Origin of the sequence: Duncaniella muricolitica (genome assembly GCF_910574735.1) — a bacterium.
Lineage (GTDB): Bacteria > Bacteroidota > Bacteroidia > Bacteroidales > Muribaculaceae > Duncaniella > Duncaniella muricolitica.
Window position 1 is genome coordinate 1 of the sequence record NZ_CAJTCF010000070.1, and the last position, 22054, is coordinate 22054.

The 22054-nt window shown below is 57.0% G+C and carries 20 protein-coding genes; 5 read left to right on the forward strand and 15 right to left on the reverse strand.

What is annotated here, in order from left to right; all coding sequences use genetic code 11:
* Positions 1 to 197: 197 nt before the first annotated feature.
* From QGT73_RS13615 to bioB, 15 genes are all read right to left on the reverse strand, one after another.
* Positions 198 to 1211 (reverse strand): hypothetical protein, encoded by a 1014-nt coding sequence (locus tag QGT73_RS13615; protein ID WP_280122786.1) that lies wholly within the window; start codon positions 1209 to 1211, stop codon positions 198 to 200.
* Positions 1166 to 2062 carry a glycosyltransferase family A protein gene (locus tag QGT73_RS13620; RefSeq protein ID WP_280122787.1) on the reverse strand — a complete coding sequence of 299 codons (897 nt, stop codon included), beginning with the start codon at positions 2060 to 2062 and terminating at the stop codon, positions 1166 to 1168. The genes QGT73_RS13615 and QGT73_RS13620 overlap by 46 nt, the downstream gene beginning before the upstream one ends.
* A gap of 46 nt (positions 2063 to 2108) precedes the next feature.
* Positions 2109 to 3236: an EpsG family protein gene (locus QGT73_RS13625; protein WP_280122788.1), complete on the reverse strand. Its 1128-nt coding sequence runs from the start codon at positions 3234 to 3236 to the stop codon at positions 2109 to 2111.
* Positions 3237 to 3308: 72 nt separating this feature from the next.
* A complete protein-coding gene (locus QGT73_RS13630) occupies positions 3309 to 4046 on the reverse strand; it encodes a glycosyltransferase family 32 protein (RefSeq protein WP_280122789.1) in 738 nt (245 codons plus the stop codon).
* Positions 4046 to 5116, reverse strand: a complete 1071-nt coding sequence (locus QGT73_RS13635; protein ID WP_280122790.1) for an acyltransferase — start codon at positions 5114 to 5116, stop codon at positions 4046 to 4048. Before QGT73_RS13635 ends, QGT73_RS13630 begins: the two co-directional genes overlap by 1 nt.
* 49 nt (positions 5117 to 5165) lie before the next feature.
* Entirely contained in the window at positions 5166 to 6344 is a 1179-nt protein-coding gene (locus QGT73_RS13640) for a glycosyltransferase (RefSeq protein WP_280122791.1), read from the reverse strand.
* Positions 6341 to 7441: a polysaccharide pyruvyl transferase family protein gene (locus QGT73_RS13645; RefSeq protein ID WP_280122792.1), complete on the reverse strand. Its 1101-nt coding sequence runs from the start codon at positions 7439 to 7441 to the stop codon at positions 6341 to 6343. The genes QGT73_RS13640 and QGT73_RS13645 overlap by 4 nt, the downstream gene beginning before the upstream one ends.
* A gap of 1 nt (position 7442) precedes the next feature.
* Complete coding sequence (locus QGT73_RS13650) at positions 7443 to 8663, reverse strand: glycosyltransferase (RefSeq protein ID WP_280122793.1); 1221 nt, start codon at positions 8661 to 8663, stop codon at positions 7443 to 7445.
* A complete protein-coding gene (locus tag QGT73_RS13655; RefSeq protein ID WP_280122794.1) occupies positions 8642 to 10177 on the reverse strand; it encodes an MATE family efflux transporter in 1536 nt (511 codons plus the stop codon). Before QGT73_RS13655 ends, QGT73_RS13650 begins: the two co-directional genes overlap by 22 nt.
* A gap of 132 nt (positions 10178 to 10309) precedes the next feature.
* Positions 10310 to 12751 (reverse strand): polysaccharide biosynthesis tyrosine autokinase, encoded by a 2442-nt coding sequence (locus QGT73_RS13660; RefSeq protein WP_280122795.1) that lies wholly within the window; start codon positions 12749 to 12751, stop codon positions 10310 to 10312.
* Positions 12752 to 12962: 211 nt separating this feature from the next.
* Entirely contained in the window at positions 12963 to 13754 is a 792-nt protein-coding gene (locus QGT73_RS13665; RefSeq protein WP_280122796.1) for a polysaccharide biosynthesis/export family protein, read from the reverse strand.
* A gap of 162 nt (positions 13755 to 13916) precedes the next feature.
* On the reverse strand, positions 13917 to 14489 hold the full coding sequence (locus QGT73_RS13670; protein WP_280122797.1) for a UpxY family transcription antiterminator: 573 nt from the start codon (positions 14487 to 14489) through the stop codon (positions 13917 to 13919).
* 243 nt (positions 14490 to 14732) lie between these two features.
* Complete coding sequence (locus tag QGT73_RS13675; protein ID WP_280122798.1) at positions 14733 to 15854, reverse strand: uroporphyrinogen decarboxylase/cobalamine-independent methonine synthase family protein; 1122 nt, start codon at positions 15852 to 15854, stop codon at positions 14733 to 14735.
* Between the two features lie 114 nt (positions 15855 to 15968).
* Positions 15969 to 16679 carry a HesA/MoeB/ThiF family protein gene (locus tag QGT73_RS13680; protein ID WP_280122799.1) on the reverse strand — a complete coding sequence of 237 codons (711 nt, stop codon included), beginning with the start codon at positions 16677 to 16679 and terminating at the stop codon, positions 15969 to 15971.
* On the reverse strand, positions 16669 to 17622 hold the full coding sequence (gene bioB / locus QGT73_RS13685) for a biotin synthase BioB (protein WP_280122800.1): 954 nt from the start codon (positions 17620 to 17622) through the stop codon (positions 16669 to 16671). The genes QGT73_RS13680 and bioB overlap by 11 nt, the downstream gene beginning before the upstream one ends.
* A gap of 470 nt (positions 17623 to 18092) precedes the next feature.
* Here bioB and QGT73_RS13690 point away from each other — a divergent pair, with 470 nt between their 5' ends.
* The 5 genes from QGT73_RS13690 to QGT73_RS13710 all read left to right on the forward strand — a co-directional run bounded on the left by QGT73_RS13690 (position 18093) and on the right by QGT73_RS13710 (position 21846).
* The gene (locus QGT73_RS13690; protein WP_280122801.1) at positions 18093 to 18629 is read left to right on the forward strand and encodes a hypothetical protein; all 537 of its coding nucleotides are present in this window, start codon (positions 18093 to 18095) and stop codon (positions 18627 to 18629) included.
* Positions 18630 to 18653: 24 nt separating this feature from the next.
* Positions 18654 to 19949, forward strand: coding sequence for a portal protein (locus QGT73_RS13695; RefSeq protein WP_280122802.1), 1296 nt, complete (start codon positions 18654 to 18656; stop codon positions 19947 to 19949).
* A gap of 98 nt (positions 19950 to 20047) precedes the next feature.
* The gene (locus QGT73_RS13700; RefSeq protein WP_280122803.1) at positions 20048 to 20458 is read left to right on the forward strand and encodes a hypothetical protein; all 411 of its coding nucleotides are present in this window, start codon (positions 20048 to 20050) and stop codon (positions 20456 to 20458) included.
* 15 nt (positions 20459 to 20473) lie between these two features.
* Positions 20474 to 20968 (forward strand): hypothetical protein, encoded by a 495-nt coding sequence (locus tag QGT73_RS13705; RefSeq protein ID WP_280122804.1) that lies wholly within the window; start codon positions 20474 to 20476, stop codon positions 20966 to 20968.
* A gap of 320 nt (positions 20969 to 21288) precedes the next feature.
* Positions 21289 to 21846: an LOG family protein gene (locus QGT73_RS13710; protein ID WP_280122805.1), complete on the forward strand. Its 558-nt coding sequence runs from the start codon at positions 21289 to 21291 to the stop codon at positions 21844 to 21846.
* Positions 21847 to 22054 lie beyond the last annotated feature (208 nt).

A 22054-nucleotide genomic window follows, 5' to 3' on the forward strand; every position in this document is an offset into this window, starting at 1 on the left:
TATTCAATAGTTTTGAATACCATAAAGTTACAAAACTTTATGGACATAAAAAAGCCTCAGCTTGTGAAAGTTGAGGCTTTTGCTATTTTTTTTGAGAAATAGTTCTGCAACAACCTCGAGATGCATACGGAATTAAGGATGTGTAAAGGTGATGTCTGAAAGACATCTTGTTACCTGTGCTGAGGATGGAGGCGTAATTATCGGAAGATATATGGCGGGATGGAGAGGTATATGTCGGAACGGACATATCGGTAACCGTCTCTGAGACCTCGGAGATATGCCCTGATCGGTGTTGTGGAGAATGTCACAGCCGAGAAGGCCAGCATCACGGGTGTCAGCCACATATATTTAAGCACACCCCCGAAGAGAGCCCCGGAGGCTCCGCGGCGGTGATTGCCATGAGGCTTGTAACACATGCGCCACCAGGTGATAAACATGGCTTTGGCGCGTATGTACAGCCGTTGCGGGTCGTTGCGATATCGGTCAGACGATGTGCGCGAGTCAAGATTGGTCACTTCGGCGCGGAAGTCTATGCCTGCTTTCATCCCGTTGGCTGTGGCCTTGTAGGAGAGCAGCGCGTCCTCGCCATAAGCATATCCCAACGTGTCAATCCATTTCTCGTCCTCGGCATGAAGCCTGAGAAAAGACTCTCTGCGCCAGAGCATGAGCGGACCGCAGCATGTGTCGGAGCTGTAATACTGCCGTCGCGGACGCGCTATGTAGGAGAATGCACCGTCACGCCTGAGTCGGAAAGCCTTGTCATGTCGGTAGTGTGGCATGACCAGTGAGCTCACGGCCGCGGTCAGCCGGGCGGTTACGGGCAGCAGATGATTCTGAAACACATCGGCCCCAAGCAGGTCGGTGTGTTCCGTGTCGGCGGTCGCGAGCAGCCGTGAGGCGGTAGCCGGAGCGAGCACAAGGTCATCGTCGAGCATGAGGATGTAGTCGGAAGTCAGTTCGGTGTAGGGTAAGGCCCGCTGGCTCATCATGCCCTTGTCGGTATACACATACTGCTCATATCCGACCCTCCATGACGGTATCGCGTAGTTGCGGGCGATGTATACGACCACCTTTTCGGGCAGGATTGTCTGGGAGAATACTCCTTGGAGCACTTTCCTGAGAGAGTCGGGCGATAGAGCCAGTGTGCGTATGGCCACCGAATAGGTCACAGTTGTCTTACCTTGTGTCGGATATATCCGGCGAGCATCCATCCGGGGATGGCGGCCATAAGGGTGAGCACTTTTCTCGGGGAGCTGCCCAGCCAGTCTTTATCGCCGGCGAGGATACAGCTCGATACATAATGGACGGCACAGCGCAGATTATTGTTCCACGTGGAGCGTCGGAGTGTCATTTCCAGCCGGCGCAGCTTGGCAAAGCTGCGGGGCGAGTCGACATACTGGCGGTAGATGTTTTCCGACATGCTGTCGGCCCCCAGTTGATAGTCCACGATGCACAGACATTCGTTGACCGCGATAAACGGATAATTGTCCGCCACCTGGAGCAGCATGTAGACGGGATTGAAATTCTTCTCGCCCGCATAGCCCGTCATCGGAGCCACGGAGCGCATCAGTTCGGTGCGGGTCACCACTTTGGAGTCGCCGCGATGGATATTGCGGGTATACAGGTCGAGAAAATACACCTCTCCGAGTCTCTCGGGAAACCGTCCTCCGATGGGCTGCATGGAGTCGAGGTAACAGTCGAGTCCGATGAGTCCGGCCAGGCGGTCGGAACCTTTTTCGCGCCATGTGCTGACGATGATTTCCACGGCGTCGTCGGGCATGAAGTCGTCAGAGTCGATGCATACACACAGCTCGGTGGCGATGTTGGCATAGGCCACGTTGTAGCCGGTGTAGAGACCGCCGTTTTCCTTATAAATGTATCTGACGGGTATGCGTCCCTCGGCGATGAAGCTCTCGACAAGCTGACGTGTGAAGTCGGTGGACCCGTCGTCGATGACGAGCCACTCGAAATCCTGACACGACTGCGTGACAAGGCTCTCATAGAGACGGCGCAGCAGATGGGCGCGGTTGTATGTCGGAGTGAAAACAGTGAGTGTCTTCATGAATGTCGTTTTTTTGTTTAGGCTCATTCGGGTGAATACCAATTAATTACCCCCCCCAATATAATGTGTCCATTATAAACGTGAACGAGAAATACAGCAGCAGCGTCAGGCCGGCCACATGGTTCTGGTTGCGCCAGGCCTTCATGTTGCAGAGGGGATAGGATATGACCACAGGATAGAGAAACCATGAGAGATAGGCGAAGCGGTTGGAATACTCGGCGCGTATGACCAGCACCCAGAAGGCGTTGCACAATATGTAGGTCACCGAGATGATGTTAAACCATCCGTCGCGTTTCTTTCTCAGTATATTCACCAGCCATGTAAGGGCTATGGGGACGGCACTGTAGGCGAGAAAGTCCCAGCGGAATCCCGTGGCCGAGAACATGTCGCGGTGGTCGGCCAGATCGCCCGAGGTGTAGGTGGACATGCGGTCGTCATAGCCGAACGAGGCGAAAAAGTTCATGAACAGGTCTCCGCCATATAGCGACAGCACTATGCACAGCAGCCAGAAATATATGGCGTAGCGAGGCTCGCGGATGAGCTTCCATGCCACAAGGGCCGCGACTATGGGGAGCAGCACCGAGCGGTGGACTCCGATGGCGAGAAAAGCTATGAGTGCGGCCACGCTCCATCGGTCGTCCATGAAAAATGCCAGGGCAAGGAGTATCATGTGACACGCCAGACCGTTGCGCAGACCGTTGACGCTGAATGAGTAATACATCAGCGACGAAATGAGAAACAGAAATCCCAGATAGGGCCGCGTAGGGAGTATCTTTTTCATGGCCCAAGTGGCCGTCATGACATATCCGACAGCTACGATGAGGAAAAATGACGAGACATCGAGCGAGCATTGTATGCAGACGATCATCATCAGTTGCCACAGCCATTCCGAGCCAAACACGGCGGTCGACAGCGACAGGTCGTTAGCGGCCATGAGTTCATAGGTGCGGGCATAGTTGACCGAGTCGCCATAGCCCATGCCGATAGCGTCGGTGGGACGGGTGCCTATCCACAGGGCCAGGAGTATGCTCAGCAGCAGCGACCACAGGTAGTCGCCCTTGTTTTTCTCGCCCACGGCCAGTGTGTCGCCGCCGGTGTTCATGAGCATGAGCGAGTAGGGCACCACCAGCACGGCGGTGACTATGAGAAATATATGTAGGGTAATAGGTGGCATTGTCCTGAAAAAATGTCGGGCCGGATAAGATATAAACGGAGATATATGCGATATATGATATTGAGCACCCTCTTAAAGCCGCAGTAGTTTCTTTAACCGCAACGACAGCGATGTGCCTATGACGCGGTGGAGGAGACGGGTGAGGCGTATGCGGGCGGGGCCGTAGTCGTCACACCACGTCTTGTCATAGCGGTGTATGCTGCGGGTGTTGTCCGTAAGGGTCAGTCGGCCTGTGGCGTCGTCGAGAGGATTGAAATAATCGTGAGGATATATGGTGACTCCGGCCACTGTCTGCATGGTGTCTTCAAGCCTGAGGCCGTGGCCGAGGAGCAGGTCGGTGACATGCCTGACCACCGTGCCCGGCAGCGGATGTCCGTCTGTGCCGAGATAGGGCATGGACGCGTAGCGGTCGAGGATTTCGCGATAGAGCGGCAGCCCGGCGGGCGCGCCTATGCCGAGTCCCGAGTTTACGCCGACACCGACAGGGCTTTGTTCCCAGCCCATGAACGCGCCGCGGGCTATGATGTCGTCAAACGGGGCTATTACCTCGACATCGGTGTCGAAATACACGCCCCCTTCGCGATAGAGGATGTCAAACCGCGCATAGTCGCTCACAAAGGCCCATTTGCCCCGTGAGGCGGCCTGGCGGGTGTAGAGTATGGCGTTGAGGTCATAGTTTGACTCGTTCCACTCCTTGATTTCCCATCCCGGGAAGTGTCTGCGCCACGACTCTATGCATCTGCGCGCACTCCCGGGCAGCGGATTCCCGCCAAACCAGCAGTAATGTATGGTGTTGTTGTCAAATGACATTATTTCAACGAGAGTCTAAGGCGAAATTTCCGCTCAGGGGCTGTGTGGCTGACGGTGTATTTGCTCAAAGGGAGACGAGACAGGGCTGAGACCGTCATATAAGATATTATTATGGTGATTATGGCTGAGACAGGTATGCTGACGGCCGGATGCAAGGCCAACCTTATTGTCTGGGGCCATAAAAGCTCGGAAATGACAAAATTATGTATCAGATATATGCCGAACGAATGATTGGCGAAATTATAGAATATCTTTCCTGTCCTTTCAGAGACGGAAATACTTTTGATAAGAAGAAAATAGGTCGACGCCATCAGCGCGGTGCATATGTTTGTGCGGGAGAGCAGCACAGTGTGGACTGACGGTACATATTCGGATAACAGCCATGTGACCGAAACGATGAGCAGTACAGCGGTGACCATGGCTGGTGTTATTTTCGTGATTGAGACATAGCGTCGCAGATAGAAGCCCAGGACGGCATATCCGGCATATCCTGTGAAGTAGTACAACATTCCGTCGATCTCTGACACTCTGTTTAACTGTGGCAGCACGATGGCCGCATAGGGTATGCACAGCGTCAGCATCCATGCGCCCAGGAGTATCTCGCACTCGCGTCGGCTGCATGAGTTGAGCCATGTCGAGAGCATCGGTGTCATCAGATATATGCCCATGAGCGTGTATATGAACCAATATTGGTTGCGTATCACGTCGATAAAGGGCATGGACACCATATCTAAGACAATTCCTACCGATGTGTAGTCGTATTTATATATGCTAAGGGCGAATGCCAGCAGCCCCCAGATGACTAAGGGCACTCCTATATGCAGAAGCCGCGTTTTCATGAACGGTATCAGCCGGCGTGGTCTGTCAAGAATCAAAGCTCCCGAAATCATGAAGAAAAGGACTGATGCTCCCGATCTCAGATAAAAGAAACATGCAGGGTCCAACGGTTCGCCGCCGTATTTTTCAGGCAACGGGGTGTGGATTGTAATTACACAGATACACGCAAATGTGCGCAGGATGTCTATCCAGTATTGACGTGTGGGTGCCGCGGATTGTGTGGGCGAGTCCATTGGATTAATGTGATGTATGCAGGTTTCGGGTTGTGTATTGCCGATTGTTTCAGAGTAGTCGGTAGAGTTTTTGCACTTCGTGGCTGAGTGTGTAGTCGCGGGTGGCTGTGGCCGAGGCGAGGCCGGTCAGAAGGCCGGGCGATGACAGTGCGTCGGCTATGGCTCGGGCACACGAGGCGTTGTCGAGCGGCACGATGAGGCCGTCGGTGCCGTTGTCGACCTGCGAGCGGGCCGTGGCATAGTCGGTGATGATGACCGGGCGGCCCAGCATCTGGGCCTCGCGCACGGCTATTGATTTGCCTTCATAGCGCGAAGGCTGTATGTAGAGGTCACACGCGGCCATGTAGGGATAGGGATTGTCGCGTTTGCCCAGCAGGTTGACACGGCTCTCCATCCCGGCTTCGGCTATGCGGTCGCTGATGAGCCGCTCGTCGGCCCCGTAGCCGATGATGTGCCAGTGGAGGTCGGTGCGGCCGGTGAGGTCGATGAGCCGGCGCATGATGTCGGGCACGTTGTCAAAATTTTTCTGGTGGCTGAAGCGGCCCACCGAGAGTATGTTGAAGTTGTTGTCGTTGAACTCGGCTGGTATATACTCCTCGGCCCTGCGGCGGATGAGGTCGGCGGGGATGACGTTTTCCACCTCGATAATCCTGTCGCGCAGCCCCGGAAACTTAGAGCAGAAGCCTTCGGTGACGGCCGGCGAGATGGATATGATGTTGTCATAGGCTCCCCATGTGTCGTGTTCGGCCTCGGCGTCGATGTCGAGATAGGAATAGTCGGTGTGTATCCAGCATATCTTGCGTCGGGCGTCGACCTTGTAGAGCACCGGATGATGAGGTGCGATAAACGAGATGGCAAGGTCGTAGGAGGCCGTGCTCATAGGGGGGAGAAACTGTGTGACGTGTCGGCCCACCAGGTCGAAGATGGCGTCGCGGTGGCGGCTCTTGCGGTAATACTGCCGGGCGCGCATACGTCCGTAGACCACACCCAGGCGTCCGCTGCGCAGGGCTTCGGTGACGGGCGACTCGATGGCGCGGTAGTCAGCCAGCTCGGGCAGCAGATTGACCTCCGGGGGCAGCTCGGACAACAGTTCGCCGCGTCGGGCGTAGAGAAACAGGTCGACATCGGCACGCTCGTAATCCCAGGCGTGGAGCAGCCCTATGAGTGCTGTCTCGGCTCCGCCCAGGTGGAGATAATGCATGGCTATGAGGACCCGCGGTTTGTTCATACGGCTTGTGAGGTTATATGGTCAAGATAATCGACCGAGGAGTCACGCATGTTGGAGAGCAGGGTGTCGGGCACGGTAAAATCCATGTCGAGCGGCGGGAGCGTGACGGCCTCGGAGGTGATGAGGCGGCGCGAGAGGCCGAGGGTGGCGAGAAAGTCGGTGATGCGTGCGTTGAGATTCTCGCTGCGGCGGAAGGCGTAGAAGGGCACATGGAATATCATGGCGAAAGCCAGCGCGTGAAACGACTCGGTGAGCACGGCCGAGGCCCCGCGCACGAGCGCGAGAAATTCGAGCGGTCCGGCGTTGCAGTAGTTTTTCTTCACCCCCTTGACAGGACAGGGCGATATGGAGATGACGGGGAGTCCCGTCTCTTTGGAGAGGCGTCGGGCCGTGTCCATGATGAGCGAACCGGCATCGAAGCCGTAGAGCAGTATGTAGTCGCCCTTGTGGTGTATCTCGCTGCTGTCGGCCGCGGTGTCCCAGTAGGAGCGCGGGAGCAGAAACACGGGGTCGACCACCTGACGCCCCTCATAACCGAGTGACGAGAGTATGTCGAGTCCGCTCGACTCGCGCACCGATATATGGTCGAGGTGTGACAGCCGCGACTGCATGTTGTGGAAGCTGTCGACCGGGAGCCGTCCTGAGGCGAAACTTGCGGCATAGGAGGCGCGGCGCACCGAGGCGGGGCCGAAGAGGAGATAGAAGGCCGGGTCGCGCCCGTTGGCAAGGCGGGGATTCCATATCTGGTCGCTGCCGGCTATGTAGAGGTCGGCCTGTGGCGGATTGTCACGTAGCTGGCAGAGCGAGGTGTAGCGGCCGGTGAGGGGCAGCGAGGAGAGATAGGAGGCAAACCGGCGACGGCGGTCGCGGCGTCGATATTCGCGATAGTTGTCAATGAGGCGGGCCACGGGTCTGAAGAGCGGCCACTCGAGGATGGTGCGCAGCCGCGAACGACGGGAGCTGTGCCGGCGCACGGGCATATAGTCGATGACGCGGGCGTCGTGGCCGAGTCCGCGCAGATATTCACACAGGGCCGTTGCCTGGAGCGAGGCCCCGAAGTTGTTTACGTTGTGGCAGGTAATGGTGCAGATTTTCATGTCAGGATGTTAGGATTGCAGTGACTTTTTGAAGAGATGTCAGGTCGTTGTGATATGTATTGATGAGCCGGTCGGTAATCTGTCGGCGGCGTCGGGGCTCGGCGAGCATCGTTATGGCGTCGGCTATGCCCCGGGGTGAGATTGGGGCTATAAGTCCGTTGGAGCCGTCGATGTGGTCGTGGGCCACCGCGAAGTCGGTGGCTATGACGGGGCGGCATAGTGTCATGGCCTCGGCGATGGCTATGCCGTAGCCTTCGTGGCGTGACGGCTGTATGTAGATGTCACATCCGCGCATCCACGGGTAGGGGTTGGTGACAGTGCCGTGGAGGGTGATGCGGTCACAGAGGCTGTGGCGGCTGACGAGTGAGGCTATGGCTGCGCGCTCGTTGCCGTCGCCAATGAAGTGCCAGTGAAAGTCGAGTCCGGAGTCGTGCAGCAGACGGGCGGCCTCGACGGCCAGGTCGAGCCCCTTGACGTGCTCCATGCGTGCCACTGTGAGCAGACGCAGCGGCCTCGCGGGGTCGTCGTCACGGTCGGGATAGGGCGATGGTGTCACCTCCGCCAGCCGGCGTATGGCTCGGGCGTCGACGATGTCGGGTATGGCTGTGACGCGTGATGCGAGTGAGGGATAGCGTGAGCAGAAGAGGGTGCGCAGTGTGTCGGAGACAGTGACTATATGGGTCATGGCGCGATAGAACGGCCGATTGAACTGCGCGTCATATCCGGCTGCGGCCACGTCGGCGTTGACCCAGGCTATCTTGCGCCGGGCATTGACACGTGTGGCCACAAAGGCTGTCGGAAATCCCTGCTGATAGGCGACGGCTATGTCATATTGCCGCTCGAGTGGTGGCACTGAGTGGCGCATGAATCGCCAGAAGCGGTCGTTGGGGTGTGTCGGGGTGGTGGAAAAACGGCGCGAGAGATACATGGCGGCTCTTGCGGCCATGAAGCGTGCGCGTCCGATGAGCCCGGGCCGGTGGAGGCTTATCCGTGACAGCCGGATGCCGGCAGGCAGCAGCGGTTCGAGCCGTCCGGCCGGTGACATGCGCATGACCTCGATGTCCATGTCGGCGACAGGGAGAAGATTGAGGAGGGTGACGAGGCTTTTCTCTGCACCGCCCATGCGTAAAGAGTCTATCACAAAGAGGATGCGCAATCTGTGGGGTATTGAGGGTTGAGAGTTGACGGCTGAAAGGCGTTTCAGTTGCCTGTTCTCAGCCATCCATTAATTTTAACGGTTTTGGCGAGGAGATGGTTTAGGAGTTCGCGCGACACGGCCGGCGGGAGTATCCACAGGAGTGTCGCGGTCGAGAAGAGCATTACGGACATCAGCGAGACTGTGACAAGGGTGATGAACGAGGGGCCCATGAGGTCATGCACCCACTGGAGGATGAGATAGACGAGGAGTTCGGTCAGCAATACACGTATCAGTGCTCTGTCGATTATCCCCGTCACAAATTTCAGCCCTGTGTGGCGCATCAGCAGCCATAGGGTGAGGGCGAGGTTGACAATGAGGCCGAGGTTGTAGGCGGTGCATGCCCATAGTGGGGGCCGGCGGAGATAGAGCAGCACGAAGACGGCACTCATGGCCACGAGAGCGTCGACAAGCTGCAGGATGTTGACACCGCGGTTGTGGCCCATGGATTTGAGCGACTCGGCACACACGAGATAGGCCATAAGGATGGTGTTGAGTATGAGCTGTATGGCACACAGCTCGCGCGAAAGCGGCGGTATGTCGTTGAGCCACAGGTTCATCACGAAATCAAGTTCGACAAGCAACGGTATGGCGAAGATGCCGTAGAGCACCATCGAGATGAGTGTGGCGTTGTGAATCGAGGCCTTCATGCCGTCGATGTTGTTGCCGGCGAAGAGCTTGACGATAGTGGGCTTGAAGGCGGCCGAGACTGTGTATGACAGACCGGTGACCGCTCCCGACACGGTGGTGCCGATGCCGATGGCGGCGTTGAGCGCGACACCGTGAAACATGTTGAGCACCATCTGATAGCCGGTGCCTTTGAGCGTGCGGTTGATGGCTCCGAAAGTCTCCCATACCGAGAACGTGAGCATGGGGCGGAAGAGCGAGCTGTCAAAGCGCAGCCTGAACCGTGACTCGGGAAAGTGACGCGTGCAGTAGATGCGTGAGAAGAGCAGTGTCGACATGCTGATGGCAAACATGCCGCACTGATATAATATAAGGTGGTCGAGCGATGATTGCGCCACATAGTAGAGCAGTCCCAGACGCGCGAAGGAGGAGAAGAGGCTCAGATAGGCCGAGATGTTGAATTTCTCGTGGGCGAGCATCACGGCCGAGTAGGGGGCCTGGGGTATGTTGACGGCCGCGCCTATCACCGAGAGTTGAAACACTACCATGGCGGCATGTTCGCGTCCGGCCGGGATGTTGAGTTTGTGGGTCAGAAACCACAGTCCGACAGTCTCGCCCAGCACCACTATGACCGCGGCCATGGCGATAAACACGAGCATGGCCGTGCAGAAGGTGTCGTTGAGACGGCGCGGGTCGCCGCGTCCGAGCTCATAGGTGATGTAGCGTGAGGTGGAGGTGCCGAGCCCCTCGACAATGAGTGTGAACATGCCCAGCACTCCGCCGGCCACAGCCTGTAGTCCATAGTCGTCCACACCGAGTGCATCGAGCATGATGCGCACGGAAAATATGCCCACAAGCATGTTGACAATCATGCGGGCGTAGAGATAGATGGCGTTACGGGCTACTCGGTACATGCCGTGGGGTAGTTTAAAGTTTAATCTGTGGGGTTAAAGTTTATACATAGATTTTTAGGACGTCAGAGTCATACATGTAAGCGACAGGTCTATGCATAAACTTTAAACTTTAGTCTTTCAACTCAGATGACGTCAGTCATCGGCATAATCCCCGTAGTGGCCGTAGTGGTAGCCGTAGCGGTGATAGCCGTAACGGCTGCTGCCGAAGTGGGAGAATTCCTCGCGGGTGCCGTTGAGCAGGAGCGAGAGATTGGGGAAACGACGCTCCTCATACCACCGCTGTATGTCGGGCAGGAAGGCGCGGTCGAGCAGATGGGCCCTCACTACAAAGATTGTCATCTCGGCATGGCGGCTTATGATGGCGGCGTCGGCCACTATCTCGACGGGCGGACAGTCGATAAACACGTAGTCATAATTCTTCTTGAGCTCTTCCATGAGTGCGGTGAAGCGGGAGGTGAAGAGCAGTTCGGTGGGATTGGGCGGGATGGTGCCCACGGGGAGCACGTCGAGCTGGTCGAGCCGGCAGATGACTTCGCGATAGTCGTGCACCTGGCCCGAGAGATAGTTGGATATACCCATCTCGGGCGAGTCGACATATTTTGACAGCGAGGCTCTGCGCAGGTCAAGGTCGACGGCTATGGTCTTTTTGCCTTTGATGGCGAGCGAGGTGGAGAGATTGGCGGTGATGAATGTCTTGCCCGAACCGGGATTCATGGATGTCATCATCACTACGTGGTGGCCTTCGTCAAATCCGAGTATGAACTCGAGATTGGTGCGCACCACGCGGAAGGCCTCGTTCATGATGGTCTTGCTCTTGGGCATGACCAGGAGCTTGTTGTCGGTCACCTCGCGGGCCACCTTCTTGCCTTTGCGTCCCGACTTGGTGGTGTTGCGCATCATGGCGAGGGGTATCTCTCCGACAAAGGGAGCGTTGATACACTCGAGGTCTTTGCGGCCGCGCACCGTGGTGTTGAATCCCTCCTTGACGGTGATAATCGATGCCGGGATGGCAAGGGCCGCGATGAGTGCGATGATTATGACGGAGGGATAGTTGGGCGACACAGGGTCGGGCGATGAGCTCGGATGCTCGATGACGCGGGTGTTGTAGGCTGTGAATGCCTGTGAGAGCTCGTTTTCCTCGCGTTTCTGGAGCAGGAAGAGGTAGAGCGACTCCTTGACTTTCTGCTGACGCTCAAACGACAGCAGGTGGCGGGCCTGCTCGGGATTGGCGGCGAGTTTTCCGGCGGCCTGCGACTGCATTGCTCCGGCAGTCTGGCGGCGGGTGTTGAGCATGGTGAGCTCATTGTCGATGGCTCCGAGTATGGAGTTTTTCATTGTGGCGAGCTTCTGGTCGATGTCCATCACGAGCGGATTTTGCTCTGACGAGACGGCCAGGTGGTTGTTGCGTTGCAGCAACAGTTCGTTGTAGGCCGACACCTGGCTCTCGATGCCCGAGTTGTTGATGCCGGTGCTCACGGGGAGCTGTTCTTTTTCGTGTAGACCGTCGGTGAGATAGTTGCGCAGATAGCGTGTCATCGATATCTGGTTTTGTATCTCGCGTCCCACCTCCTGCGACGCGTTGAGCTGGTTGTAGGCCATGCCACCTGCGGCAGCCACGTCGGGCATGAGGTTACGGCTCTTGTAGCTGGAGATGTTGCTCTCGACATTGCCCAGCTCCGACTCGATGATGGCGAGTCGGTCTTTGATAAAGTCGGTGGTGGAGTTGGTGATCTGGTTGCGGTCTTTGACCCAGTTTTCGTTGTAGACGTTGATGAGTGTCGAGAGAATGTCCTCGGCACGTGTGCGCGACACGTCGTCGAAGTAAAAGTCGATTATCGAAGCCTTGGCGTCGCGCTGTCGGGCCTGTATGCGGGCGTTGATGTCGTTGCAAGTCTCGCGCAGCGGCCGGCGTATCACCAGGAGGTTGTCTTTTGAGCCGCCCACATAGTTGAGCGAGGGGAGCACCGAGATTTTGCCCATGGGGGTCTTGACTGTCTTGCCGAGCTTGAAGGTGAATGTGCCTTCGAGCGGCCGGTTGTTGAGATGCAGGTCGGAGATGCGCACGGTGCTGTCGGCCTGCAGTTCGAGGCGCATGGATGCGTCGTCCGACTCGGCGATGTCGGTAAACTTTACTTTGACGGGGAGGTTGATGCCATAGGCGAGTTCGTCGTGAAATGCTCCTTTGTGGAAACACTCGGTGTCAAGGCCGAGACGCGACACTATCTCTTGTGTGACTCCTATGGTCTTGAGCGACATTATCTCGTTGGTGATGTTTATGCCGGGGCTTTTGAGTCCGAGCTGACGTATGACGTCTTCGTTGTTGAGCGATTTTTCGTCGGCTTTGATCATAATCGAGGCTGTGGCCCGATAGATGGATGGTGTGGACTGGAGATAATAATACGCGCCGGCGGCTGCTATGATGAGTGCGATGACAAACCATTTCCAGTAGCCGAGCCATATGAATAATGTGTCCTTGAGCTTGACAAAGCCTTCGGGGGCATGCCGCCGGGACGGTACGGTGGTGTTGATTATTACGCTGTTGTGGAGCGCGGTGTCGTCAAGATTGCGTTGCATGGTTTTACTTGCTCTTCGAGCAAAGGTTATAAGGTTATTACTTGCCCTTCGGGCAAAGGTTATGGGGTTATGAGGTTATGAGGTTAATCTGCGGGGGTATTCTTGCAAATTGGTCGGGCAAAGCGCGATGGTCAAGAGGTTAACCTTATAACCTCATAACCTTATAACCTTTGCCCGAAGGGCAAGTAATAACCTTTGCTCGAAGAGCAAGTTACTTTGTGAACAGGACTGTGAGGGTTGCGGCCAGGGAGAGCATTGATGTCCAGAAGCCGATGGTGAGATAGTTGTTGCCGTGGGCGGTGCTCTGGTTGGCTTTGACCTGGGTTGGCTCGACATATATCATGTCGTTCTGGCGCACGTAGTAGGCCGGCGAGCCGTAGAGGTCGTCGGTCTTGGTGAAGTCCACACGATAGGGCACCTGTCTGTCACCCTCGGTGCGTAGCACCAATACGTTGGTGCGTTTGCCCGAGAGCTGGAGGTCACCCGAGATAGAGATGGCTTCGAGAAGATTGAGTTTGTCAGAGGGAAATTCGTGCCGGCCTACGCCCGACTCGCCTATTACGTAGAAGGCCATGTCGGGGAAATGTACGGTGACAATGGGGTCGCGCAGAAGCTGGCCTGACAGCAGCCGGTATTTTATGAGCTGTGCCACTTCCATGCGCGTGAGGCCTTGCACCTGGAGATTGCCGAGAATGGGAAAGTCGATGTTGCCCTGCGGGTCGACGGTGTAATAGTTTGACTCCTGGTTGCGGAGACTTGTGCCGACGAGGTTGATGTTGAACATCTTGGCCAACTCCTCGTCGCGGCTGTACACGTTGACCGATACATGGTCGCCCGGCTGCAGACGCAGCTCGCCGTCGGGCTGGAGTGTGATTTCTGCCTCGGGCTGCAGGTCTTCGATATATATGATGTCTTTGGCGGGCCCGCAGGAGGTCATTATTCCCGATAGGATCAATGCTCCGTATGTGAAGATTCGTTGGAAGGTGTGAAATGTAGTCTTCATGTTATGTGTTGCTTTACACTGTGTTTCGGTTATGTCGGTGGTGTGGCGTAAGGTGGGGCGCGATGTCATCGCGTCGTGCCGCAAGCTACTGTGTAGTCGTATTTATATGTAAGGTGTGGAGAAGAGAGGGGGAGAGTGGAGAGAGAAGAGAGAGCCGTCGGGTCAGATTTTCTGAAGGAAGGGGCGTGGGATATAGCCTGTGGCTACCGCACAGAGTCCGTCGATTGTGACTACGAGACGGTGGTCGCCTCTGATGCGGACTATATGTCCTTCGGAGCCTTTGAACGGTCCGTCGATCACTCTCACGCGGTCGCCCGAATGATAGCGGGTCATGTCGTCGCCGATATATTCCACACCCCATTCGCCTCGCGATGTCACGAGCATGAATATGTTCATCTCCCTGTCGGGAATCGCCACGGGGCGTCGGCCGGCGGCGGTCATGGAGGTGTATATCATGGCTTTTCCCTCGATGACCGGTCCGAGCGATGCGGCTGCCTCGGGGGTGGCGCGTATGAACATCAGCGACGATATGAGCGGCCGCTCCACGCGCTTCTTCACGCCGCCGCGCTCCACGACCGATACGGTCACCGGTATGTATGTGTCGTCAACCCGCCCGGCAAGAGTGTCGCGCAGGTCAAAAACCTTGTTGTAGAATACTTTGAGCGCGTACCAGCGGCTCACTGTGCGGGGATGGTTATTGGAAGGTGAATCAACGGTCGGGCACATATCTTTCATTCCCCGTCCCATTGTCCGGGGCGGGGGGCACAGGTCAGTCCGTCTATTTCAAAAGGGGGGTGGGAAAGGTGCTTGTATGTGCAGGTTGTGGGTCTCCCATTCTCTTTGTAACTTCGGATCCAAGCCATGCCTCCGACCCGGCGGCATTTGCGGCTCTGACCTCGGGATGATGAGCAAAGATACAAAAAATGCACCAATATCGGTGCATTTTTCATGATTTTTTAAGTTTTTCGGCGAAGCGGCCTACATGCTCAGAATGGCGGCAGCCTGTTTGAGCAGGTCGATTTTGGTCCACTGCGACTCATAGTTGAGGCCCTGACGCTCGCGGTCGGCTACCTTGAATCCGCATGTCGGGCTTATTGACAGGCGCGAGGGGTCGACGTAGAGCGAAGCCGTCCTGACAGCCTCGACGATATCGTTGACGCTCTCGAGTCCCGACATGTTGCCGTCGACGAGTCCGAGGATGGCACGCTTGCCGTCGGGCAGGGCCTTGAGGACCTCGGTGTGCTCGGGGCTGTGCAGGTCGAAGGGGAGCAGGAAGGCGTCGGCGTCGACACCTGTGAGCATGCGGGTGAGGTGGCGCAGCTCGCGCTCGTCGCCCCAGCGGGGTATGCGGGTCTCGTCGGCCGCGATGCTGAGGGTGATTTCGAGGTCGGCGGGACGGCCGGCCACGGTGCGGTTGATGAGCTCGAGAAGCTGCTCGGTAATCACATCGGGGTCCATGCCTCCGAGCAGGAGTCTGCGCTCGAAGTCGGGGTCGCTGAGACGTCCCCACACCGAACTGTCGAGCTGGATGTGGCGGCATCCGAGGCGGTAAAATTCATCGATGGTGCTGCGGTAGGCTTCGACAATGTCGTCGATGAGTGTGGCGGGCGATTCATACACCTTGCCGGGCTCTCCGTTGGTCACGAGCATGATACGCATATAGAGCTCGCCCGGCGACGGGATGGTCTGGCGCACGGCGGCACGGCCGGCGGCTATCTCCACCATGTGGGTGTATTTCTCGAAAAACGGGTGTTCGGGATTGTAGGCTATGCGTCCGTTGAAGCGGAGCAGGTCGTGGCGCACTACTTCGTCCTGATGGACGTATCCGGTGTCGATGCGTTCGCGGCTCATGCCCGAGAGTCCTTCCCAGAAGTCGCGGTCCCAGGCTTTGCGGCGCATCTCGCCGTCGGTGATGATGTGGAGTCCGGCCTCGATTTCGCGGTCGATGAGCCGGTCGATCACGCGGTCTTCTACGGCATGAAGCTCGTCGGGCGTGATGACGCCCTGACACTTCTGCTCTATGGCCTGTTCAAGCTCCTCGGGTGGGAGAAAACTGCCTACGATTTCTACGCGTGGCGATTGGTTGTTGGTGTGTGTCATGATACTATGATGTTGTAACACTCTATGTCTGCCGGGCGCAAAATTACTGAAAATGGGCGGGATAGGGGGGATATGACTGTTAAAGTTCCTTAATCGGGCTTGGCTGTGGAGCTGTCATCCGAGTCGGAATGTGTTGAAAGTCATGGTGATGGCGTCGAAGGTGAGCAGCCGGTCGGTGAGGAGGTCGCCGGTGTGGGCCAGCCACTTTATGGCCTCGGTGGCCTGGAGACATCCGATGACGCCCACCACGGTGTTCATCACGCCGTCGACCGCACACGGGATGTCGCCCCCCTCGCTCGGCTCCGAACCGAAGATGTCGCGATAGGAGGCGGTGCCGGGTGTGTGGGTAAACACCTGACCCTCAAAGCGGCGCACGGCTCCGAATACGTAGCTCTTGCCTGTCGCCTCACAGGTGTCGTTGATGAGCAGGCGGGTGTCGAGATTGTCGGTGCAGTCGATCACGAGGTCATAGCGGTCTATGATGTCGCGGGCGTTGCCGGGGGTGAGGCTGTCGGTGAGGGGCTCGACGGTCACCGTCGGGTTGATGCGGGTCATGGCGTCGCGCGCCGAGAGTGCTTTGTGACGTCCGAGGTCGGGGGTGCCGTGGATAATCTGACGCTGCAGATTGCTCAGACTCACAGTGTCGGGGTCGAGCACGGCTATATGGCCCACTCCTGCTGCGGCCAGATAGAGGGCTACGGGCGAGCCGAGGCCGCCGGCTCCGACTATCAGCACCCGTCCCTGCGCTATGCGCTGCTGTCCGGGCAGGTCTATCTCGCAGAGCGAGAGGTGGCCGCGGTAACGTTTACGGTCGTCAGAAGTCATATCCGCACTCTTTTATCATGGTTTTGTCCTGCTCTATCTGCGCTCCTATGGTAGTGAGAAGATCACCCATTATGGCACCGTTGACACCTATGCGCAGTGCTTCGCGCTGGGCATGGGGCGAGATGCGCGCGCGGCCTCCGGCAAAGCGTATGATCACGCGCGGATGCACCAGACGAAATATCGCCACAGTGTCGAGTATCTCGGTGTCGGTGAGCGGCGGCATGTGTTCGAGCGGTGTGCCGGGGATGGGCTGGAGCACGTTGAGGGGGATGCTCACGGGGTTGACTTCGCGCAACTCGAGGGCAAACTCCACTCGCTGTCTCATGGTCTCGCCCATGCCTATGATGCCGCCCGAGCATATCTCCATGCCGGCCCGGCGGGCCCGGGCGATGGCGGCGAGTTTCTCTTCGCGGCTGTGGGTGGAGCACAGCGAGGGAAAGAAACTTGCGGCTGTCTCGAGGTTGCAGTGATAGCGTTTTACACCGGCCTGTGCCAGCCGCTCCATGGCTTCGTCGTCGAGCAGGCCCATCGAGGCACACAGATATATATCGGTGTCGCGGCTGAGCTGACGGTAGTAGGAGCAGATGGTGTCGAGGGCTTCGCCTTTGACTGTGCGTCCGCTGGTCACGAGCGAAAACCGTCCGATGCCGGCGCGCTGATTGTAGGCGGCCATGTCCATGCACACTTCGCGCTCCACGAGGGGATAGCTGTTGATGGTGGTGTTGAAGTGGGCCGACTGGGCACACCATTTGCAGTCCTCGGGGCAGCGGCCGGAACGCGCGTTGATGATGGAGCAGGAGTCAAATTTGCGCGGGCCGAAATGTCGTGTGATTTCGGCTGCCGTGTCATACAGCTCTTTGCGGCTGCTGTCGGTAAGATTGACGAGCTCCATGGCTTCGTCGGCTGTCAGGCTCCCACCTGACAATATTCTGTCTCTATACATATTACTTGCCCTTCGGGCAAAGGTTATAAGGTTATAAGGTTATAAGGTTATAAGGTTATGAGGTTATTACTTGCCCTTCGGGCAAAGGTTATAAGGTTATTACTTGCCCTTTGGGCAAAGGTTATGAGGTTAACCTTCAGGCAAGGGTTATTGCCTGGCCTACGGGCAAAGTTATAGGATTATAATGTAAATTATAACGGTGTCCCTGACCGGCACATTCGCCTCATTGGGCCCATTCGCCCCATTTGGCTCAAAATTACTCCGCAGGTTAACCTTATAACCTCATAACCTTATAACCTTTGGCCGAAGGCCAAGTAAACAACCTTGCAAAAGTAGTTTTTTTTGATGTTTATTCAAACTCTTGCGCGACATTATCGCACCTTTTGTGGCTTTCGGCGGCGTTAACTTTGCATCCACAACACCCAATCATCCCCCGCACCATCAACAACACTCATTTTATCACTTGATTTATGAAACTAAAAATGTCACGACAGGAGTTCCTGTCACGCTGGCGAGCGTTGCGCGGATATGCTCCGCTGCGTAACGATGTGTCGCTCAGCCGTTCTGACGGACTCGATTTTGACGCCCGTCTCGAGGCTGAGATGGACGGCTGGTATCGTCGCCTTGTGCTCGAGGGCGATGAGCCGCTGCTCGCTCCCGAAGAACTGGCCGCCGACGTGAGCCTTTCTGCTCCGGCCGACGGATGTGTCACTCTCACGCTTCCTCCCCACGTCGCGAGAGTGACCGGCGTCAGGCTTTCGGGCTGGCGACGCGCGGCCACCATTGTCACCGACCCCGAGTGCAACATGGCTTTGCGCCAGCTCCATCCCTACACCCGGGCCTGTGAGGCCAATCCTGTGGCCATAGTGTATCCCGACGGTGAGATGGCTCTCTACCCGGCCTGTGAGTCAGACCGTCTGGTGTCGCTGCGCTGCGCCATGATGCGCGACAACGAGTATGCATTTGACTCGGCGGCCCTCGCTCTGATTGACAATGTAATGAGTTAAAACATCCTTTTAACCGCAATAGCCATGACTACTGTATTCACCCGTGCCCGCGAGGCCTGGGAGGCGTGTGCTGACATCCGCACCATGCGCCGCCGGCTCAAGGGCTACACCTACGGCCGCCAGTGGGCCGACAAGTGTATCGACCGCAACGGCATGACCACTACCGACGAGGAGTATGCCCGCCGGTGTGGCCGCCGTCCGGTCACCAACAATCTCATCCGCTCGCTGGTCAAGAGCGTGGTGGGCCGTTTCCGCCAGAGCCTGATAGCCGGGCGCGACTCCGACCCCGATTCGCCCGTCAGCCGCCTGACCAGGGCCAACCGTCTCGAAGAGCTCGATGCCCGCGCCCTCGAGGAGTTTCTGATCTCGGGCTGCGCTATCCAGAAAGTGTCGTACGAACGACGTTTTGAGGGAGCGCAGGTGTGGGTCGACAATGTCAACCCCGACCGCTTCTTCTGCAACCGCTATCTTGACCCCCGCGGCTCCGACATACGTCTTATCGGCATGCTTCACGAGATGTCGCTTGCTGAGATGAAGATGCGTTTCGGCCACTCCAGCCGCCGGCGCGTGAAAGACATCTCGCAGATCTACAGCCGGGCTGTGGCCTCGCGCCCCGACATAGCCCGAGTGGCGGCCTCGCTCGGGACCGGCGGCTCGGAAGTGTCGTTTGCCACATCGTCCGACCCTCAGCTTTGCCGGGTGGTGGAAGTGTGGACTTTTGACAGTGACAGCCGCACGGGCGGGGCCTGGCATGGACGCTATTTCGCTCCCGACGGCACACTTATCGACGAGACGGTCTCGCCTTATGTCCACGGCTCTCACCCGTTTGTGGTCAACCTCTATCCGCTCACCGACGGCGAGGTGCACCCGTTTATCGAGGATGTCGTCGACCAGCAGAAGCATATCAACCAGCTCATATCGGTCATCGACCAGATATTGGCCCACAGTGCCAAGGGCGCGCTGCTCTTTCCCCACGACGCGCTTATGCCAGGCATAAGCCTCGAGAATGTGATAGACTTCTGGTCACGCCCCGGAGCGGTGATACCCGTCAACCCCAAAGCCTCGCATATGCCCGTCGAGATTACCGCTCCGGGCCATAGCGAGGGGGCCTCGCGGCTGCTTGACATAGAGATGAAGATGTTTCAGCAGATTTCGGGCGTGTCGACGGCTCTGCAAGGGCAGAATATCGGCGGCAACATGTCGGCTTCGCTCTATGAGTCGCAGGTGCAGAACTCGGCGATAGCTCTCCTCGACATCTTCGAGACGTTCAATTCGTTCAGGGCAGCCCGCGACGAGAAAGCGTTTGCTACGGTCGATTAACAATTTTTTACGTGCATGTGTCGTTGTTTTGCCCATGTAGTGTGGTAAATTTGCCAATGACAATTGTGCCCATACCTAATATTATATTCCATCCTATTATGCTAACACTGATTGAGACCCGCAACCGTCATTTTCTCGAGTCATGTCGCCGCATCATGCGCAGCCTCCCTTCCGGCGAGGAAATCAACCTCATGCGTGTGGCCATGGCGGCGGCCAAGTCGCCCGCACCACATTATTATTGTACGTTTACCTATGCCCTGCGCATGCTCAGAGTGTTGCGTCACGGCCGCATCAGGCTGAAGCGTGACCGCCGTCTCGACATGTGGGAAGAGCTTGACGCCAAGTGTTCGCGCTACATGGAGCGTCACGGATGCCGACTGCCCGAAGCCCTGTGTAATGTACTCGCCTCCGAGAGTGCCTCGGAGTTTTTCATCGCTCCCACTACTGCCCTGCGGCTCGTGCAGCGTCTGAGAGCCGCAGGCAGGGAGGAAATGTGTCGTAATCTTTAAAAAACAACGTCAGCCATGAATTATCACTTGTCAGCCAACGTCATCGTCAACACACTCCATGCCATGGCCGCCCTCCAGTCGATAGCCTCGGGAGCCGAGCACAAGGCACTGCTCGCGCCCCTGCTGTGTGGCGGCCGCGACGGGATGATTGCCGAAATCATCCGCAACGCCTTTGTCGAGGTGGTCATGAAGCTCGGCCCGCTGGTATCGGATGTGAACATCGGCGACGAGACCTCGGGAGCCCGAGACTTTATGATGTCAGTCGAACTGATTACGCCGGCCGGATTCACCACCTCGCGCCACACCGTGATACGCCGCGCACTGGAGCAGACCGTAGCCCTTACGGCACTTCATCACTGGTGTCAGGCCTCGATGGCCCAAGACTCCTCCCGCGACGTAGCCGCCTCGCTTGCAGCAAGTTTCGCAGCCACCGCCGCCGAATGGCACACCGCCCTCAACCCCGTATACCCGTGCTTCACACGAAAGTTGCCCTACGGGCAAAGGTTATAAGGTTATGAGGTTATAAGGTTAAAGTTGGCCTGCGGCCAAAGATTATAAGGTTATGGTTGCCCTTCGGGCAAAGGTTATAGAGTTAATATCATGTGCCCCTGCAGTCCCCCCCATCCGCCTCATTTGCCCCATCCGCCCCATTAGCCCAAAAATTACCCCGCAGGCTAACCTTATAACCTCATAACCTTATAACCTTTGGCCGCAGGCCAACTCTAAATACCCCGCAGGCTAACCTTATAACCTCATAACCTCATAACCTTTGGCCGCAGGCCAACTCTAATATTGCTTAGGTTAAATAAAATAAGTACCTTTGCAGCCTTATGGAAGACAAGAACGGAATAGCAGTATATTGTGCCTCGTCATCGAGTGTGCCGGAGAAATATCTCGAAGCCGCGCGCGAGATGGGGCGTCTGATAGCCCAAGGCGGCTACACGCTCGTCAACGGCGGAGGAGCCCGCGGACTCATGGCCGCGACAATCGAAGGAGCACACTCGGCCGGAGGACACATCACCGGCGTGCTACCCCACTTCATGATAGAGCGCGGATGGGCCCACGAAAAACTCACAGAATGTATCGACACGCCTTCCATGCACGTGCGCAAGCACACCATGGCCTCGCTCTCGTGTGCCGCCGTAGCTCTCCCCGGAGGCATAGGCACACTCGACGAGCTGTGTGAGATGATGACCTGGCATCAGCTTAAACTCTTCAGCGGGCCGGTCGTTATAGTGAATGTCGACGGATTTTTCGACCCCCTGCTTGAGATGTTTGCCCGCATGCAGGAGCAGCACTTCATGCGCGACGGCCGCATCCCCGCCATAGTGGCCGCCACCCCCGCCGAAGCCATCGGAGTGATCGACACCTATCGCCGCCGGTCATAGACAGGCATCATCTTGAGATGAATTGCAAAAGCAATGCCGCAGCATAGCCCTCGTCATCGGGCAATTGCCAATTAATTACTAATTGCTAATCACTACTGTCCACTAAAAATGGACGGGGTTAAAAATTAAATAAATTCGGTTCACTTGAACCATAGAGAACATTGACATTTTTGAAATTCGATTTGTCGAAGAGGTCTCCCAGATGAGT